We start from the raw sequence: 16,378 nt of genomic DNA on the forward strand, positions 1-16,378 counted from the left end.
ATACAGAACTAAATCCTTCACTTAAATTATTTGTCTAACTTTTTGGGGTCAGTACACTGCCGAAGGGCCTCTTTTTTTATATTTCGCCAGTTATTTATACATACTTGTTAAATCAAGGAATGATGAAAGCCTAGAAAAATCAGAAGGGCGGCCAAGGCTAGATAGCCAAACAAGACTAGCCAGCGCTGAGCAGGTTTAAAAGCATTGCTTGAGCCTTTGATAGGGAGAATGACCGCACAGAGTATGCCGCCAATCAAACCTCCCAAATGCCCCGCCAAGCTGATACTAGGCATGAAACTAAAGATGATATTGACCACAATCAAGGTCATATAAGACTGCCCCAGCTGCTGAATGTAGCTGTCGCGAACGACATAATGCAGGGTCACGATAGAGGCAAAAAGTCCAAACAAGGCGGTTGAAGCTCCTGCTGATAGAGCATCCGGACTGAAAAAGAAGACAAAGATATTTCCCATTAGGCCAGACATCATATAGAGCAGAAAGAAATTTCGCGAGCCAAAAATGTCTTCTGCCTGCCGTCCAATAAAATAAAGAGTAATGACATTTACCACAAAGTGCTCCAAGCCAATATGCACAAAGATAGCAGAAAAGAGACGCCATATCTGAATGGGATTCATGATAATAGTTGGAGAATATACTGCTCCAAATTCAAAGACCGTTTGTGCTTCAGCATAAGAAAAACCACGTAAAATAAGCATCCCCACAAAGACAAGTGTTGTTAGAATTAGCAAAATACTGGTTACAGGATATTTTTTATCATAGATGTAGTTCATAAGTCAACACTTCCTTTACTGCTATATCGTGATAATCGGGCTCAAAATCAGACTGTTGAAAACTATAGATGCTGCTGATGGATGCTCCTGCAAAATCAGCCAGATAGCGGTCATAGTAGCCACCGCCATAACCAATCCGAAAGCCTTGAGAATTGAAGACCACACCCGGCACATGAATCAGATCAATCTCCGTCTTCTCCACAGCCTCTTCACTTATCGGCTCCATAAGTCCAAAAGAGCTTTTTTGAAGGCGACTTTCATCATAATCCACAAATATCATCCGACCCTGGCCATAGGTCTTAGGCACTAAAACCCGCTTGCCGTCCAACTGAGCCTGTTTAATAAAGGCTGCAGTTGAGACTTCATGCGGCATAGAAAGATAGGTAGCGATAACCTGAGCTTTTTGATAAGCTGCTGAACTGAGCAAGTGCTGGGTCAGCCAGTTATCTGCCTGTTCTTTTTCTTTTCCTGACAGTTTCTTCATCTGGTTCAGTACAGTTTGTCTCAGCTCTTTTTTCACGCAGCTCGTCCACCTTTTTCTTATCTTTCGTTGATTTTATAATCTAGGAATTTCCCAATCTTTTCAATAGCAAAGGACAGTGCTGCCTCATCCGGGGCCATCTTGGGATGATGAAGGGCATAGGGGCTGTCCACTCCCAGCCAGAACATGACGCCCTTGACCTTGCTGAGCAAATAACCGAAATCCTCGCCTGTCATAGCCGGCGCAATATCAATCAACTGCACTCCTTCTTCCTTCTGGAAAAAGTCCATCAATTCGTCTGCCAGGTCAGGATGATTTTCTACAGGCAGGTAACCACCTTGTTTAAGCTCCAAGTCCAATTCCAGACCGAAACTTTGGGCTAGGCCTTCTGCTATTTCCCGTAAGCGTTTCTGGGTCAAGAGGTTCATCTCCTGAGTCAGAGTCCGAATGGTACCATGCAAAAAGGCCGTTTCTGCGATGACATTGTTGGTCGTGCCAGCATGGAGCGAACCAAAGGTCACAACTGCCCCCTTGATAGGATCGACATTGCGGCTGACAATGGTCTGCACCTGGGTGATAAAGTAGCTAGCCGCCACCAAAGCGTCATTGGCTTCATGAGGAAAGGCCGCATGGCCCCCCTTACCCTTAAAAGTCAGCTTGACTTCACAGGTGCCAGCAAAGAGAGTTCCTCTGTTAGTCGCAATATCACCGACCTTGAGGTCCGGTCGCACATGAAGTCCATAAAACTCATCTGGCAGCCAGTCACCAAAAGCACCGTCTTCGTACATGAGCATTCCACCAGCTTCGTTTTCCTCTGCAGGCTGAAAGAGAAAAAGCAGATTGTGGGTAGGCTGAGTGCTCACAGCTTGCTCCAGCAGACCTAGAGCCACCGTCATGTGCATATCATGTCCGCAGGCATGCATGCGACCTTCATGAGTACTGGCAAAGTCCAGGCCTGTATCCTCCACAATCGGCAAACCATCAATATCTGTCCGCCAGCCAATCGTCTTATCTGGTGAACTTCCCTTGATAAAGACCAAAATACCAGTCCGCCAAGTTCGGATTTCCACAAAGTCTAGGCCAGCTGTCAGGCCATCAATGACCTGCATCAGGTAGGCATGAGTCTTGTATTCTTCCAGACCGATTTCTGGTATCTGGTGTAAATCACGGCGAATGTTCAGGTAATCAAGCATTGTTTCTTTCCTTTAAAATCTTGTCAGACCAGTCAAAGTGTTGGGCCGCACCCAATCAATTCAAATTTATGCCATCTTTAAAGAGTACGCAGAGCGTCTTCCAGAGCTGTCTTCTGCTGGGTCTTCTCGTCAATAGTCTTGATAACTCGTGCCGGAACACCAGCAACCACTACATTTTCCGGAACATCCTGGGTCACAATCGCACCAGCCGCAACAACGGAACCACTGCCAATTTGTACACCTTCGATCACAACCGCATTGGCACCAATCAGCACATTGTCTCCAACCCGAACTGGCTCAGCACTAGCCGGCTCAATGACTCCCGCCAGAACCGCACCAGCACCGACATGACTGTTTTTGCCGACAATCGCTCGGCCACCCAGAATAGCACCCATATCAATCATGGTCCCAGCACCAATTTCTGCACCGATATTGATGACCGCCCCCATCATGATGACAGCATTGTCGCCAATTTCAACTTGGTCTCGAATAATAGCACCCGGCTCAATACGGGCATTGATATCGCGCTTGTCCAAAAGCGGCACCGCAGAGTTGCGGGCATCCTGCTCTACGACATAGGTCTTATTCTCCTCTAAGTTCACTAGGAGTGGCTTAATTTCTTCCCAGTCTCCAAAAAGAACATTGCCTAACTTCACAACAGACCAAGGAATGGAACCGTGCAATTCTCCATAAAAGGTCACCTTGACCGGAGTTTTTTTCTTGGCATCAGCGATAAATTTGATAATTTCTTGAGCGTTCATTTTAGTAGCAGACATGATTCTTCCCTCGATTCGTGAATAGTTTAGCCTTTTAGTTTGTTTATCTCCTCAATCTCCAACAACTTGAAGAACAATTGAAGTAAACCAAGAAGCTTGATTAGACAATATTATAACACAAAAAAGGGGATTGCAAAACTCCTATAAGACTCTCTACATGAGATACAGATTGTAAAAAGACACGAACTCTCGTCCGTGCCCAACAAAGCAATTCCAAACTATATACCAACGATATTATTTAATTCTTTCGTTCAAAATGTTCCCACTGTTGGCATCAATGGTCATTTTGATCTTTTGCGTACCGTTCAGAGCTTCCAGCTGTAAGATAAGCACTCCTATTCATTTATTCTATTTAGAAAGATTACTCAATAGGTACTGTCCATTTTCCTGACGGACAAAAGTCAAAGTTATCTCCTTATTTGAAGAGGTTTCATAGTTTACAAGCATCTTCGGCTCTGATTCACCATCCCCATAAACTGAGATATGTTGATATTCTGGGTATTCCTTGATTACTTCTTTAAAGGAAGAACCGCCCTCGCCTGTTTCCGCATCACCCATCTTTAAGTTCTCTGTAATCTGGCCAGATACCTTTTTATCATAGTCGTCACTACCGGGCATAATACTCATACCCTGAAGATGGTAGCTGCCATCCTCGTGTTTCATAAAGGTCAGAGTGGTATAACTAGAGTCAGGTAACCAAGACAATGAGAGCCCTTCTTCCTGAAACGTCACACTGCTGGCCAAGCCAAAATCTTTGACTACTTGTTCAGGGGTCAATCCTTCATCATCCGCACTAACAATGCTCAGCTTTTCAAGGTCTTTCACTTCCCACTCATACACATCCTCTTTTGACGGAGCCACAAAAGAAGCAACATCGCTTTGATGTCCCTTTCGAGACAGACTTGGCACACTTCCCCCACCCATAAAATCATTTAGGAAATAGCCGCCAAGACCTCCTAGCAATAGTCCCGCTGCCAAACCTATTCCTAAAAATCCTATCAGCTTGCCCGTACTATTTTTCTTTGGCTCTGGACTTGGCTGGGCAGCGAAGTTTGCAGCTTGCTGTGGTCCGGCAAAGTTCTGACCAGCTGGATTAAATCCCTGAGGAATTGCTTCTTGAAAAGCAGGATTTCCCCAATTATCCTGCTGAGGCATCTGCTGCTGAGGAGCATCAAAAATTGGTTGCTGAACGCCAAAATCTTGATTAGGATTCGGCATTTCAGGACTGCCCCCTTCTACTGGGAGAGGCTGCCCCTCTGTTGAGTTAGCTACAAATTGTCCTGAGTCTGATGACTGGACTTGCTGCGGGTACGGAGCCAATCCTTCTAAAGATTGTTCCTGCGGTTTATTTTGTTCTGACATCGTTTCTCCTTTTATTATTTGAGTTCTGTTTTATTTATTGGCAGTAGTGGACAAAAGATAGTTTCCGTCCTCCTGCTGAACGAAGAACAACCTATAAGTACCATCATTAGGAGCGTCATAAGCCGCCTCCATAATGGTTTGACTAGTATCCTCACTAAAATCTTCATCTACACGAATAGAGATACTCCTCGGACTGCCATATTCCTTAAAAACTTCCTTATAGGAAATGCCATCCTTACCAGTCTTTGCATCGCCTTTTTTCAATTTTTCAAAGTAATCAGCCGCCATCGCTTCGTCCTCAGCATTATGTTTACTTCCTTCAAAGCGAATATTATAGATATGAAGGCTATTCAGATAGAAACCATCTTTTTTCTTCTCAAAAGCCAGAGAAGCGGTTTGATCTGTATAATAAACTGGCCAGTCCTCCTCATCATCAGAATCTTGAAGCGTTCCCCACTCTAAATCAAGGCTGTCACGAGAGATTTCTTCTTTTAAAGCCTTGCCATATTTATCAAGAATATCTTCCACAGAAGTACCATTCGTATCTGTCTGAATAGTATTGAACCGTAACTCTGACAAACTATCAATGTCCCACTTGAACTCAGTAGTATCGGGGTCAATGTACTGATCTGATTGATTTCTCTTTGATTCCCTAGCATCTGCCAAAGGATGAAGCACAGGATATTCTCCTCTGATGACCTCCGCTACTCCCACTCTATATCCCCATATTCCCCCTCCGATTAGTCCAAGACCAAGAGAGAGCAAGGCTCCGCCTATCAGGATTCCTTTCCAAGATTTATTCTTGGCCAAAGGTGGGGTTGGTCCCTGCGGACTTGAAACATGGCCCTGCTGAGGTTGAAAATGATGCGGGAATTCCTCTTGCGACTGAGCATTCCTTGAAGGCTCAAAAGAATGCTGTGTTTGCTGTTCTGTCAATCTTCTTTCCTCTTTCTTGTTTATTTCCAATAGTCTTATCAGTTCTCTTTTAATAACGAAATGCTTTGAAAGCAGTCAGTCACAAAAGATAAACTAAATAACTAAAAACTTACATTTCCTCTGACTTTATATATAAGAAATTTCCATCTGGCTGGCCTACAAACAATAGGTATTCATAACCATCTTCTGTTTTATAAGTCACCTCAGCAATCAGACGGTTGGAGATAATCTTATTATCTACGTCACGCTCGCTTGTGATGACAATTTCTGACGGAACAGGATGCCTCTTCAGAACCTCTGATAAAGCTGTTCCTCCTTCACCCGTTTCCTTGTCTCCTTTTTTCAAACGTTCAAGGTCTTTGGGAGATAATACGCTCCAATCTGTCGTTTCCTTCCCTTTTCTATATTCTTTAAAAGAATCTCCAACTACCACTTGTCTCAGATAGTAGTTCTGGTCAACTTTATCAAATTGAAAAGAAATATTTTGCTCCTTGTCCCTGACAGAAGGGCCCCATCGGAGTAACAGACGATTACGATCATATTCTGCTGAACTAGCCAAGCCATAAGTTTCAACGATTTGATCAGCCGTCAGGCCTAATCCTTCATCATTTGTATAGCTCAACCGTCCCAAGTCTTTCAATGTCCAATTAAACTGAACCGACTGCCCGTCTGTAGTAAAGCTGTCACTCTTGGCTTTGGCTTCTTCCTGAGCCTTACTCAGACGCTTAATCCTTTGAATATCCTTATTTGTCTGCGCCTGCTTGCCGATAAAATAAGCTGAACCGCTGCCAATCAAAAGACCAATTATGAGAGCAAAAATTGAAAGTCCTATGACTTTTCCGATATTACCCTTCTTATCAGGCAATCCTTGCGGCTGAATCTGCTGGAAATTCCCTTGCAATGGCTGGCTGCTAGTTTGATTTTCTTGCCAAGCCCCTTGCGCTTGACCTTGACCATCTTTATCTGACATGGTTTTCTCCTTATAAATTTTATTGATTTGTCATATTGCGAAAACATTGAAAAACAATGACAAATTTTACAATATTATAACATAAATTATTCTTCCAATCAAAAAACCTCCCCTAAGGGAGGCTGCGTTTAATATTACAAACGTGCATTCAATTCTTTGCTCAGCTCTTCAAATCCTGGTTTACCAAGAAGGGCAAACATATTTCTCTTGTAGGCTTCAACCCCTGGTTGGTCAAATGGGTTAATTGCATTCAAGTAACCTGAAAGGGCAATTGCCAATTCGAAGAAGTAGATAGTGTAGCCAAGAGTGAAGGCATCTTGCTCTGGAAGAGTCACATACATGTTTGGTACGTCACCATCTGTGTGGGCAAGAAGAACGCCGTCGGTCGCTTTTTTGTTTACAAAATCAACATCTTTTCCTTGAAGGTAACCAAGTCCGTCAAGGTCTTCTTCCAAGCTAGGGATAATCACGTTTTTACGTGGTTTGTCAACACGGACAACTGTTTCAAACATGATGCGAGTTCCTTCTTGGATAAATTGACCCAATGAGTGCAAGTCAGTTGAGAAGTTAGCTGAAGTTGGATAGATTCCTTTTTGGTCTTTCCCTTCTGACTCACCAGCCAATTGTTTCCACCATTCTGAGAAGTATTGAAGTGATGGCTCGTAGTTTACCAAAATTTCAGTTGCGTAGCCTTTGCGGTAAAGAATGTTACGAACTGCTGCATATTGGTAGGCTTCATTTTCTGAAAGTTTGTCTGAAGTGTAATCTTTGCGGGCTGCGTTAGCACCTTCCATAAGGGCTTTGATGTCCGCACCTGATGCAGCGATTGGAAGCAAACCAACTGCGGTCAATACTGAGAAGCGTCCACCGATGTCATCTGGAACCACAAATGTTTCCCAACCGTTAGCATCTGCTTCGACCTTAACAGCACCTTTTTGGCGGTCAGTTGTCGCGTAGATACGTTTGTTGGCTTCTTCTTGACCATATTTCTTCACCAAAAGTTCTTTGAAGACGCGGAAAGCGATAGCTGGTTCTGTTGTTGTACCTGATTTAGAAATTACGTTTACTGAGAAATCTTTGTCAGCTACATACTCTACCAAGTCAGCAAGGTAAGTAGATGAAATTGAGTTTCCAGCGTAAAGGATTTGTGGGGCCTTGCGTTCTTCTTTTGTTTGCAAGTTTGCAAAGTGGTGGTTCAAGAAGTCAATGGCTGCTTTGGCACCAAGGTAAGATCCACCGATACCAATCACAACCAAGACATCGCTGTCTGATTTGATTTGCTCAGCAGCTTTCAAAATGCGGTCGAATTCTTCACGGTCATAGTTTTCAGGAAGGTCCAACCAACCCAAAAAGTCGCTACCAGCACCAGTTCCTTTGCGGATTAATTCATCTGCTGCTGTTACTTGTGATTGCATGTACTCCACTTCATGTGGGGCAACAAATTTATCTAAAACTTTTGAATAATCAAATTTAATATGTGACATGATATTCCTCCATTTTTTATTCCACTCTATCATATCGCTTTCATACTTATTTAGCAAGTAATTTATTGTTTTAAAACGCTTCCAATTTAATTTTTTATAAATGAGCTAATCCTAGTAGCCATCTGAAAGCAATCGTTTGCGTAAGTCAACAAATTTTAGGCCTATTGAGAAGAATAATTTTGATTTACAAAGAGCCCAATATTCTAGTTAAAATTGGATGGCGGCTGAATTCATTTCAGGTCCGTTCGAACTAGATTCACTGTTCCAATATTCATCTGCGCCTTTCAGGCTTGATTCATTCAACATCGGAACGTAGTTCTCGCTTCGCTCAAACTGCGTCAATGTCTCTAAACTCATCTTCCTCCTTCGGAGTTGATTCGTTAAGAGGCATAGAAAAAGAGCACACAGCTTACTTCGCTTAGGGCTGCTGGATTCCTCCCCTGACCCGCTTCACGCAAAACTGTTGCTCCATGAATAGTATATCACATTTTTTTACTTTTGGCGACGATTTCTAAAAAAATCTTGCATGATTTGAGCGCACTCTTCTTGGAGGACACCTACCTCCACTTCTACACGGTGGTTAAGGCGCTCATCTGTCAAAATATCATAAAGGCTGCCAGCTGCTCCAAATTTCTGATTTGCTGCCCCATAGACAACATGAGGAATGCGTGCCAGACCGATTGCTCCGCTGCACATGACACATGGCTCAATAGTCACAAAAAGCGTTGTGTCCAGCAAACGCCAGCTATTTTCATGCTGATTTGCCTCTTCGATAGCCATAATCTCCGCATGCATAACAGCCCGCTGCAGCTCCTCACGTGCATTGTGGCCGCGACCAATAATCTTCCCCCCTTTAACCAAGACACAGCCGATGGGAATTTCATCATGAGCTAGGGCAGTCTCCGCCTCCTTCAAAGCTTCCCTCATAAATGCTTCTTTTTCTTCAATCGTGTAATTCATCATTGCCTTTCTAAATCTATAGTCGTCTATCTCATTATACCACAAGCCTGCTGCACTTCTCAAAAAAAGTAAAAGCCACCACTGGGGTGACTTTCAGGAGATTATTATGAAAAAAGTTTAGGATTTTTAAACAAAGTTAGGAGGTCTTTGTTTATGCTGTTAGTATAATATATATATCTTAAATGAATCTTAAGATGAAATTTTCTTACAAAAAAGCACAAGAAGCAATTTCCTTGTGCTGACTTTTTTATAAATTTGACCAGACGCTTTCCAAGATGTTTGTCTGCTCACGGCCAGGACCGACTGAGAAAGTAGAAATACGAACACCAACCAGCTCACTCACCCGGCGAACATAGTTGCGGGCATTTTCTGGCAAGTCTTCCAGACTGCGGACACCGGTGATGTCCTCTGACCAGCCTCGCAGCTCTTCGTAAATCGGCTTGCAGCGCTTGAGCTGTTCTAGGCTAGCTGGATAATGGTCAATTCGCTGACCATCCAAGTCATAGGCTACACAGATCTTGACGGTATCCAGACCGCTCAATACATCGATGGAGTTAAGCGAAAGATTGGTAATCCCTGACACACGGCGGCTATGGCGCATAACAACCGAATCAAACCAGCCTACCCGACGCGGACGGCCAGTGGTGGTGCCATATTCGTGGCCGATATCACGAATGCGGTCACCAACTTCATCGAAAAGCTCTGTTGGGAATGGTCCATCTCCAACCCGACTGGTGTAGGCCTTGCAGACACCGACTACCTTGTCAATCTTGCTCGGACCAACACCGGAACCAATAGTCACTCCCCCCGCAACTGGGTTAGATGAAGTTACAAATGGATAAGTACCTTGGTCAATATCCAGCATAACCCCTTGAGCCCCTTCAAAGAGCACTCGCTTGCCCTGATCCAGCGCATCGTTGAGGATAACAGAAGTATCGGTCACATACTGCTTGATTTGCTGGCCATATTCATAGTATTCTTCAAAAATATCATCAAAGCTGATTGCTGTACTATCGTACAACTTCTCAAAGAGGCGGTTTTTCTCAGCTAGATTCCGCTCCAAGCGCTCTCTGAAAATATCTTTATCCAAAAGGTCGGCGATGCGGATACCGACACGGGCAGCCTTGTCCATATAGGCAGGGCCGATTCCCTTGATTGTTGTTCCGATTTTATTGTCACCTTTTGCTTCTTCCTGCAGACGATCCAGCTCGATATGGTAAGGCAGGATGACATGGGCTCGATCAGAGATGCGAAGGTTGTCTGTCGTCACGCCCTCTTCATGCAGGTAGTTCAATTCTTTGACCAGAGATTTAGGATTAACCACCATTCCATTTCCAATCACAGAAATTTTTTCCGGGAAGAAAATCCCTGACGGAATCAGATGCAGCTTGTACTTCTTGCCGTCAATCACGATAGTATGGCCGGCATTGTCACCACCCTGATAGCGGGCAATCACTTCGGCATTGGCTGAAAGGAAGTCTGTAATCTTCCCTTTTCCTTCATCTCCCCACTGGGTTCCTACAACAACTACTGATGTCATAATTTTGTCTGAGCTGAAGCAGCTCTTCCTTTCTTGAAAAGCAGGCAGGAATCTCACCTGCGATTATATTTTATACCTCATTATATGAAAAATTTAACAATTTTTCAAGGTGGGACCCATTCTTGATTTGCTTTTTCCCTTTTGAAAACGAATTAAATTTTCAAAAAATCTGTATTTTCTGAAATTTGTTAGTTTATTAAAAATAAAAGTTCGGAATTTTTGTAAAATCGTAGCGGAAATTTGTTTTCTTTTTCCGTTTGTAATAGACTAAAATTACTACCATAGGACGGTGAAACGATGACGATTAATCAATTACTTCAGAAACTGGATACAGCAAGCCCCATTCTCCAAGCGACCTTTGGTCTGGAGAGAGAAAATCTGCGGGTAACAACTGACGGACACTTAGCTCAAACTGCCCATCCGAGTCAGCTGGGTTCCCGCAATTTCCACCCGACCATCCAAACAGACTTCAGCGAGCAACAACTGGAACTAATTACACCTATCGCTCACTCGACTAAGGAAGCACGACGCTTGCTGGGAGCTATCAGCGATGTGGCTGGCCGCTCGATTGACCAGAGTGAACGCCTCTGGCCCCTGTCCATGCCACCGCAGCTGACTGAAGAAGAGATTGTCATCGCCCGTTTGGAAAACGACTACGAACGCCACTATCGAGAGGGCTTAGCGAAAAAATATGGAAAAAAACTACAGGCTATCTCTGGCATCCACTACAACATGGAGCTAGGAAAAGATCTGGTCACTTCTCTCTTTCAAGTCAGCTCCTACCATTCACTCAAGGACTTTAAAAATGACCTCTATCTCAAGCTGGCTCGAAACTTTCTGCGTTTCCGCTGGATTTTAACCTATCTCTACGGGGCTGCCCCTTTGGCAGAAGCCGGTTTCTACAGTCAGGAAATTTCCCAGCCTATCCGCTCTTTTCGTAACAGCGACTATGGCTATGTCAATGACGAGAATATTCAGGTATCCTACGCTTCTTTGGAACAATATATAACTGATATTGAAAACTACGTTCAGTCAGGCGAGCTCAGCGCTGAAAAAGAATTTTACTCAGCCGTTCGCTTCCGAGGACAGAAGCACAATCGCGCCTATCTGGAGCAGGGTATCACCTATCTGGAATTCCGCTGTTTTGACCTCAATCCTTTTGACCATTTAGGCATTAGCCAGGAAACCTTAGATACTGTCCATCTCTTTTTACTGAGCCTGCTCTGGCTAGATGATGTAGAAAATGTGGATGCGGCATTAAAAGCTGCCCACGACTTGAACCAAAAGATTGCTTGTAGCCACCCGCTGACTGCCCTGCCCGATGAAGGAGACAGCTCAGCCCTTCTCCAAGCCATGGAAGAGCTCATCCAGCATTTTGAACTGCCAACTTACTACCAAGCCTTGCTTGAGCAGCTTAAGGAGGCACTTCTGAATCCTCAGCTTACCCTATCTGGTCAGCTCCTGCCTCATATCCAGCAGGATTCCTTAATGGCCTTTGGGCTAGAAAAAGCAGAGGAATATCACCGCTATGCTTGGACTGCTCCTTATGCCCTTAAAGGCTACGAAAATATGGAACTGTCCACCCAGATGCTACTCTTTGATGCTATTCAAAAGGGGCTTAATGTAGAAATTTTAGATGAAAATGACCAATTTCTCAAGCTTTGGCACGGTCACCATGTGGAGTATGTCAAGAACGGAAACATGACCTCCAAGGATAACTATGTCATCCCTCTGGCCATGGCCAATAAAACAGTCACCAAAAAGATTTTGGCTGCAGCTGACTTTCCCGTTCCGGCTGGAGCAGAATTTTCTTCCCTAGAGGATGGACTAGCCTATTACCCTTTGATTAAGGAGCGACAAATTGTTGTCAAACCTAAGTCAACCAACTTCGGACTGGGCATCTCTATCTTCCAAGAACCAGCTAGTCTGGAAGCTTATCGCAAGGCTTTGGAGATCGCTTTTTCAGAAGACGCTGCTGTCTTAGTCGAAGAATTTATCGCTGGAACAGAGTACCGCTTCTTTGTCTTAGACGGTCAGTGTGAGGCAGTCCTCTTGCGAGTAGCAGCCAATGTCATCGGAGACGGTCAGCATACCGTGAGAGAATTGGTTGCCATCAAAAATGACAATCCGCTGCGGGGCCGGGATCATCGCTCACCGCTCGAAATCATTGAACTGGGGGACATTGAACTGCTCATGCTGGACCAGCAAGGTTATGGACCAGATGATATCCTGCCTGCTGGAGTTAAGGTTGACTTGCGCCGCAATTCCAATATTTCTACTGGCGGAGACTCGATTGATGTCACAGACAGCATGCACCCATCTTATAAGGAACTTGCCGCAGACATGGCCATGGCTATGGGAGCTTGGGCTTGTGGCGTTGACCTGATCATCCCTGACAGCTCTGCTATTTCCACAAAGGAAAATCCCAACTGTACCTGCATCGAGCTAAACTTCAACCCCTCTATGTATATGCACACCTATTGTGCTGAGGGACCGGGACAAAGCATCACCCCTAAAATACTGGCTAAACTTTTCCCAGAAATGGACTGACAAAACAAAAATCGCAGGGTATTACTTGCGATTTTTGTTTGAATACTTGAGAGAAACGAAGAAACTTTCGTTTTAGAAATGACGCTTGCTTTATTGATAGGAATCAAATGTCTTCCTGAATTAAGCAAATATAAAAAATGGTCTCAATATATAAAATCATTTCAATCTTTATCCTTCAAAAACCAGCTTTTATGTTAAAATAGAGATATCACATTGAGAAGAAAGAGCAAAGTCCATGTCGAGAAAAAAGGATGATTCTAACCAGCAGCCGGAATGGTTTAGCTGGATTTGGATACTTGCAATTATATTTGGTTCTGGAGTGGTAGCCAGCTATCTGATCCCCATTGCTATTTTGGGAGGTGTTGGCTACGGAATCTATCGCTACCAAAGACAGAAAAGAGTTCGTATTGAAGCTAAACAAGCCAGCATTGGCCGTATTGAAGATTTAAAAGCAGAGATTGGTCAAGCTGATCGTCGTATTAAAGAATTAGAAAGCTACCAAGAATACGGTAAGAAGGAAGATTACCAGGATTTAGCCCTGCAAATTCTTCCCCAACTCACCTATATCAAAAACGTTGCTAAGGAATTGCGAGATGAAATTCCTGCATCTGTCTACCAGCGCATTCAGACTAAAATTACTACTGTAACCGAGGAAATTGATAAACAACTGCAAAAGATTGAACGAGAGAAAAGGCAACAGGAAGCGCAGCCCAAGAAAACGAGCCTAGAAGAGCTAGCTCCAGAATTGGTCGCTACGGTTCGCAATATTCAGATTGACCACGAGGCCATTCTTCAAAAAATCTCTCAATCCGAAAGCAATAACAAGGAAGAACTGACCGCCATTCATCAGTCCCAGATGGAGCACTACGAAGATATTTTAGAAGGCTACCTCAAAATCAAAGCCTCTCCCAAAGATTTTTACAATGCAGAGGAGCGGCTAGCCAAGGCCAAAGCAGCTATCGAGCAGTTTGACTTGGACCTAGACGAAGCGCTGCGCCAGTTAAACGAAGCTGATTTGAGGGACTTTGACATCAGCCTGCGCATCTTAGACAAAGAAAAGCAAACAGACACCGGCTTTTAAGCTAGATAAACCAAAGGAGAAACTATGAGCCAAGAATTTAATTTTGATATTGATAAAATTGCCAATAATGCTATCAGCAAAAGCGACAAAACAACAGAAATCATCGAAGCCAACACGACTCAAGAAAATGGTCAGCTAACTTTTCTGGAAAAGCTGACTCCTGAGCAACAGAGTGCGATTACGGCTAAAGCTCCGCAGCTGGTGGATAACTTCGTATCAGACCAAAATGCCTTGCTGGACTTTGGCCAATCTGCTGTAGAAGAGGTCAACGGCACTGTCAATCGTATCTTAGCCGAACAGAAAAAATTGCAGATCCCTCAGGTAGATGAGCTCTTAAAAAATACCAACAAGGAACTCAATGGCTTTGTCGCAAAATACAAGGACGCTCAAGTTGCGGAACTGGACAAGAAGCCTAATTTCCTGGAAAAACTCTTCAAACAGAGCAAAAACACTCTTCAAGAATTCTATTTTGATTCACAAAATATTGAGCAGAAAATGGACGGCATGGCTGCAACCGTCGTCAAGCAAGAAGACGTTCTGGCTCGCAATATTGTTTCTGCTGAAATGCTGATTGAGGACAATACCAAATCGATTGAAAATCTAGTCGGAGTCATTTCCTTTATCGAAGCTGCTCAGCAAGAAGCTGGCAATCGAGCGCTTAAGTTGCAGGCTGAAGTTGCTCAGTTAGATATGACTACCGTTGACTACCAAGTCAAATCGCAAGAATTAGCCCGAATGACGGAGGTGGTCAATACCTTAGAGCAGCAACACACTGAATATGTCAGCCGTCTCTATGTAGCTTGGGCGACAACGCCTCAAATGCGTAATCTGGTTAAGGTTTCCTCTGATATGCGCCAAAAACTTGGAATGCTCCGTCGCAATACCATTCCAACTATGAAACTGTCTATCGCCCAGTTAGGCATTCTCCAGCAATCAATGAAGTCAGGTCAGGTAGCTGACGCTATCTCTAACGCGAATAATGCTGCCCTACAAATGCTCGCTGAGACCAGCAAGGAAGTCATTCCTCAACTGGAGCGGATTTCCCAAAGCCCTACTATCGCTGTTGAGTCTGTAACTAAGCTAGCAGAAAGCCTAGTCGCACAAAATCAAGGCATTATCGAAGCTATTGATAAAGGACGGGAAAAACGCGCTCTGCTAGAAGCGGCTGTCATCCAATCCGCAGAAACTATCAACAACTCTGTAAAACTGCGTGATCAAAAGATTATCCAAGCCCTACTGGATCAAGGTAAGGAAGCCCAGAAAGAATTAACTTCAGAATAAGCAAAAGAGCCTAGATGGCTCTTTTAATGTTTTACTTTTTAAATGATCAATACAGTCCTGTCTTCCGATTATCCCTTTAAAACAAGCAGCTTTCCAACAGTTCTTTATTACGCAGCTGGGCTAGCCAGTTGTCAGGAATCCCTTCCAAACCATAGATGATACCAGCCAAGCCACCAGCAACTGCTGCTACTGTATCAGTGTCATCGCCCAAATTAACAGCTTTCAGGACAGTTCCCGGATAAGAAGTGCTAGTCAGCAGACACCACAGCGCTGCTTCCAAGGTATCCACCACATAGCCAGTAGAGCGAATGTCATCTTCGGTCAGCTCTGCTAAAGTTTGCAAACGAGCGTAGGTCGTGCTAGTCTCTAAGCCTGATAATATTTCCGATAGTTGCTGGCCTTTTAAGAGCCTACGAGCAATAGCCACATAAAGCAAGCAGGCCTCTACGGAAGTCGCATGGGCATGTGTAATACTGGAAACAGCTTCAATATCAGACGGACTGGCTTCCGTAAAGGCAAGGGGCAGAATCCGCATCAAGGAACCATTTCCATTGGAATATTCATCAGACAGACCGTGTCCTCTTGTCAAGGCTTCGCGAGTCGCTTTTCCTACATCAAAGGTCAGACCATCTGGTGTGTATGCTCCCTCAAAGAGCCAATTTTTAAACCGCTGCTGCATATCAGTAAGATCAATCTTACCTTTTTCCCTAATAGAATCACAGGTCGCCAAAACAAGGCTGGTATCATCTGACCAAGTGCCAGCAGGTTGCTGATGGCTGCCATAGCCCACCATCTCAACCGCTTTAAAACTGCCTCGGGCTAAAAATTCATACGGAACGCCTAATGCATCAGCTACTGCCAGACCATAGACTGCCGCTTTCAAAGATTGGTTCATGCTAGCCTCCTTTGTTTTATTATACTATTTTTGGTCTTAAAATGCTTCCTAACCCCAAAAAACAAGCGCAGCCTCGCG

Annotated in this window: 15 protein-coding genes and 1 other RNA gene; 3 read left to right on the forward strand and 13 right to left on the reverse strand. The window is 44.0% G+C overall.

Features of this window, described 5'->3' with window-relative positions; genetic code table 11:
• Positions 1 to 107: 107 nt before the first annotated feature.
• From K1I94_RS08595 to K1I94_RS08650, 12 genes are all read right to left on the reverse strand, one after another.
• Positions 108 to 791 carry a rhomboid family intramembrane serine protease gene (locus tag K1I94_RS08595; RefSeq protein WP_002902117.1) on the reverse strand — a complete coding sequence of 228 codons (684 nt, stop codon included), beginning with the start codon at positions 789 to 791 and terminating at the stop codon, positions 108 to 110.
• On the reverse strand, positions 775 to 1,311 hold the full coding sequence (locus K1I94_RS08600) for a 5-formyltetrahydrofolate cyclo-ligase (RefSeq protein WP_223315068.1): 537 nt from the start codon (positions 1,309 to 1,311) through the stop codon (positions 775 to 777). Before K1I94_RS08600 ends, K1I94_RS08595 begins: the two co-directional genes overlap by 17 nt.
• 20 nt (positions 1,312 to 1,331) lie before the next feature.
• A complete protein-coding gene (locus K1I94_RS08605; protein WP_223315069.1) occupies positions 1,332 to 2,465 on the reverse strand; it encodes an N-acetyldiaminopimelate deacetylase in 1,134 nt (377 codons plus the stop codon).
• A 77-nt stretch (positions 2,466 to 2,542) separates the two neighbouring features.
• Complete coding sequence (gene dapD / locus K1I94_RS08610) at positions 2,543 to 3,241, reverse strand: 2,3,4,5-tetrahydropyridine-2,6-dicarboxylate N-acetyltransferase (RefSeq protein ID WP_223315070.1); 699 nt, start codon at positions 3,239 to 3,241, stop codon at positions 2,543 to 2,545.
• 348 nt (positions 3,242 to 3,589) lie between these two features.
• The gene (locus tag K1I94_RS08615; protein WP_223315071.1) at positions 3,590 to 4,603 is read right to left on the reverse strand and encodes a hypothetical protein; all 1,014 of its coding nucleotides are present in this window, start codon (positions 4,601 to 4,603) and stop codon (positions 3,590 to 3,592) included.
• 30 nt (positions 4,604 to 4,633) lie between these two features.
• Entirely contained in the window at positions 4,634 to 5,569 is a 936-nt protein-coding gene (locus tag K1I94_RS08620) for a hypothetical protein (RefSeq protein WP_223315072.1), read from the reverse strand.
• A gap of 79 nt (positions 5,570 to 5,648) precedes the next feature.
• Complete coding sequence (locus K1I94_RS08625; RefSeq protein WP_223315073.1) at positions 5,649 to 6,509, reverse strand: hypothetical protein; 861 nt, start codon at positions 6,507 to 6,509, stop codon at positions 5,649 to 5,651.
• A 134-nt stretch (positions 6,510 to 6,643) separates the two neighbouring features.
• A complete protein-coding gene (locus K1I94_RS08630; RefSeq protein ID WP_032911308.1) occupies positions 6,644 to 7,993 on the reverse strand; it encodes a glucose-6-phosphate isomerase in 1,350 nt (449 codons plus the stop codon).
• A 207-nt stretch (positions 7,994 to 8,200) separates the two neighbouring features.
• Positions 8,201 to 8,350, reverse strand: a complete 150-nt coding sequence (locus tag K1I94_RS08635; RefSeq protein ID WP_223315074.1) for a hypothetical protein — start codon at positions 8,348 to 8,350, stop codon at positions 8,201 to 8,203.
• A gap of 25 nt (positions 8,351 to 8,375) precedes the next feature.
• Positions 8,376 to 8,473: signal recognition particle sRNA small type (gene ffs / locus K1I94_RS08640), an RNA gene on the reverse strand.
• Between the two features lie 12 nt (positions 8,474 to 8,485).
• Positions 8,486 to 8,956 (reverse strand): tRNA adenosine(34) deaminase TadA, encoded by a 471-nt coding sequence (gene tadA, locus K1I94_RS08645; protein ID WP_223315075.1) that lies wholly within the window; start codon positions 8,954 to 8,956, stop codon positions 8,486 to 8,488.
• Between the two features lie 244 nt (positions 8,957 to 9,200).
• Positions 9,201 to 10,493 (reverse strand): adenylosuccinate synthase, encoded by a 1,293-nt coding sequence (locus K1I94_RS08650; protein WP_223315076.1) that lies wholly within the window; start codon positions 10,491 to 10,493, stop codon positions 9,201 to 9,203.
• 297 nt (positions 10,494 to 10,790) lie between these two features.
• On the opposite strand from K1I94_RS08650, the gene gshAB reads away from it, so the two are divergent.
• From gshAB to K1I94_RS08665, 3 genes are all read left to right on the forward strand, one after another.
• The gene (gene gshAB, locus K1I94_RS08655; protein ID WP_223315077.1) at positions 10,791 to 13,043 is read left to right on the forward strand and encodes a bifunctional glutamate--cysteine ligase GshA/glutathione synthetase GshB; all 2,253 of its coding nucleotides are present in this window, start codon (positions 10,791 to 10,793) and stop codon (positions 13,041 to 13,043) included.
• A gap of 235 nt (positions 13,044 to 13,278) precedes the next feature.
• Entirely contained in the window at positions 13,279 to 14,124 is an 846-nt protein-coding gene (locus K1I94_RS08660) for a hypothetical protein (protein ID WP_223315078.1), read from the forward strand.
• Positions 14,125 to 14,148: 24 nt separating this feature from the next.
• The gene (locus tag K1I94_RS08665) at positions 14,149 to 15,405 is read left to right on the forward strand and encodes a toxic anion resistance protein (RefSeq protein ID WP_223315079.1); all 1,257 of its coding nucleotides are present in this window, start codon (positions 14,149 to 14,151) and stop codon (positions 15,403 to 15,405) included.
• 76 nt (positions 15,406 to 15,481) lie between these two features.
• Here K1I94_RS08665 and K1I94_RS08670 read toward each other — a convergent pair whose 3' ends face one another.
• Entirely contained in the window at positions 15,482 to 16,300 is an 819-nt protein-coding gene (locus K1I94_RS08670) for an ADP-ribosylglycohydrolase family protein (protein WP_223315080.1), read from the reverse strand.
• Positions 16,301 to 16,378 lie beyond the last annotated feature (78 nt).

The organism is Streptococcus sanguinis (assembly GCF_019929145.1).
In the GTDB taxonomy this organism is placed as follows: Bacteria; Bacillota; Bacilli; order Lactobacillales; family Streptococcaceae; genus Streptococcus; species Streptococcus sanguinis_U.

Bases quoted from the DNA above. Each gene is read 5' to 3' on its own strand.
- K1I94_RS08595 (WP_002902117.1), bottom strand. From the start codon at position 791: ATGAACTACATCTATGATAAAAAATATCCTGTAACCAGTATTTTGCTA.
- K1I94_RS08605 (WP_223315069.1), bottom strand. From the start codon at position 2,465: ATGCTTGATTACCTGAACATTCGCCGTGATTTACACCAGATACCAGAA.
- dapD (WP_223315070.1), bottom strand. From the start codon at position 3,241: ATGTCTGCTACTAAAATGAACGCTCAAGAAATTATCAAATTTATCGCT.
- K1I94_RS08615 (WP_223315071.1), bottom strand. From the start codon at position 4,603: ATGTCAGAACAAAATAAACCGCAGGAACAATCTTTAGAAGGATTGGCT.
- K1I94_RS08625 (WP_223315073.1), bottom strand. From the start codon at position 6,509: ATGTCAGATAAAGATGGTCAAGGTCAAGCGCAAGGGGCTTGGCAAGAA.
- K1I94_RS08630 (WP_032911308.1), bottom strand. From the start codon at position 7,993: ATGTCACATATTAAATTTGATTATTCAAAAGTTTTAGATAAATTTGTT.
- K1I94_RS08635 (WP_223315074.1), bottom strand. From the start codon at position 8,350: ATGAGTTTAGAGACATTGACGCAGTTTGAGCGAAGCGAGAACTACGTT.
- tadA (WP_223315075.1), bottom strand. From the start codon at position 8,956: ATGATGAATTACACGATTGAAGAAAAAGAAGCATTTATGAGGGAAGCT.
- K1I94_RS08650 (WP_223315076.1), bottom strand. From the start codon at position 10,493: ATGACATCAGTAGTTGTTGTAGGAACCCAGTGGGGAGATGAAGGAAAA.
- gshAB (WP_223315077.1), top strand. From the start codon at position 10,791: ATGACGATTAATCAATTACTTCAGAAACTGGATACAGCAAGCCCCATT.
- K1I94_RS08660 (WP_223315078.1), top strand. From the start codon at position 13,279: ATGTCGAGAAAAAAGGATGATTCTAACCAGCAGCCGGAATGGTTTAGC.
- K1I94_RS08665 (WP_223315079.1), top strand. From the start codon at position 14,149: ATGAGCCAAGAATTTAATTTTGATATTGATAAAATTGCCAATAATGCT.
- K1I94_RS08670 (WP_223315080.1), bottom strand. From the start codon at position 16,300: ATGAACCAATCTTTGAAAGCGGCAGTCTATGGTCTGGCAGTAGCTGAT.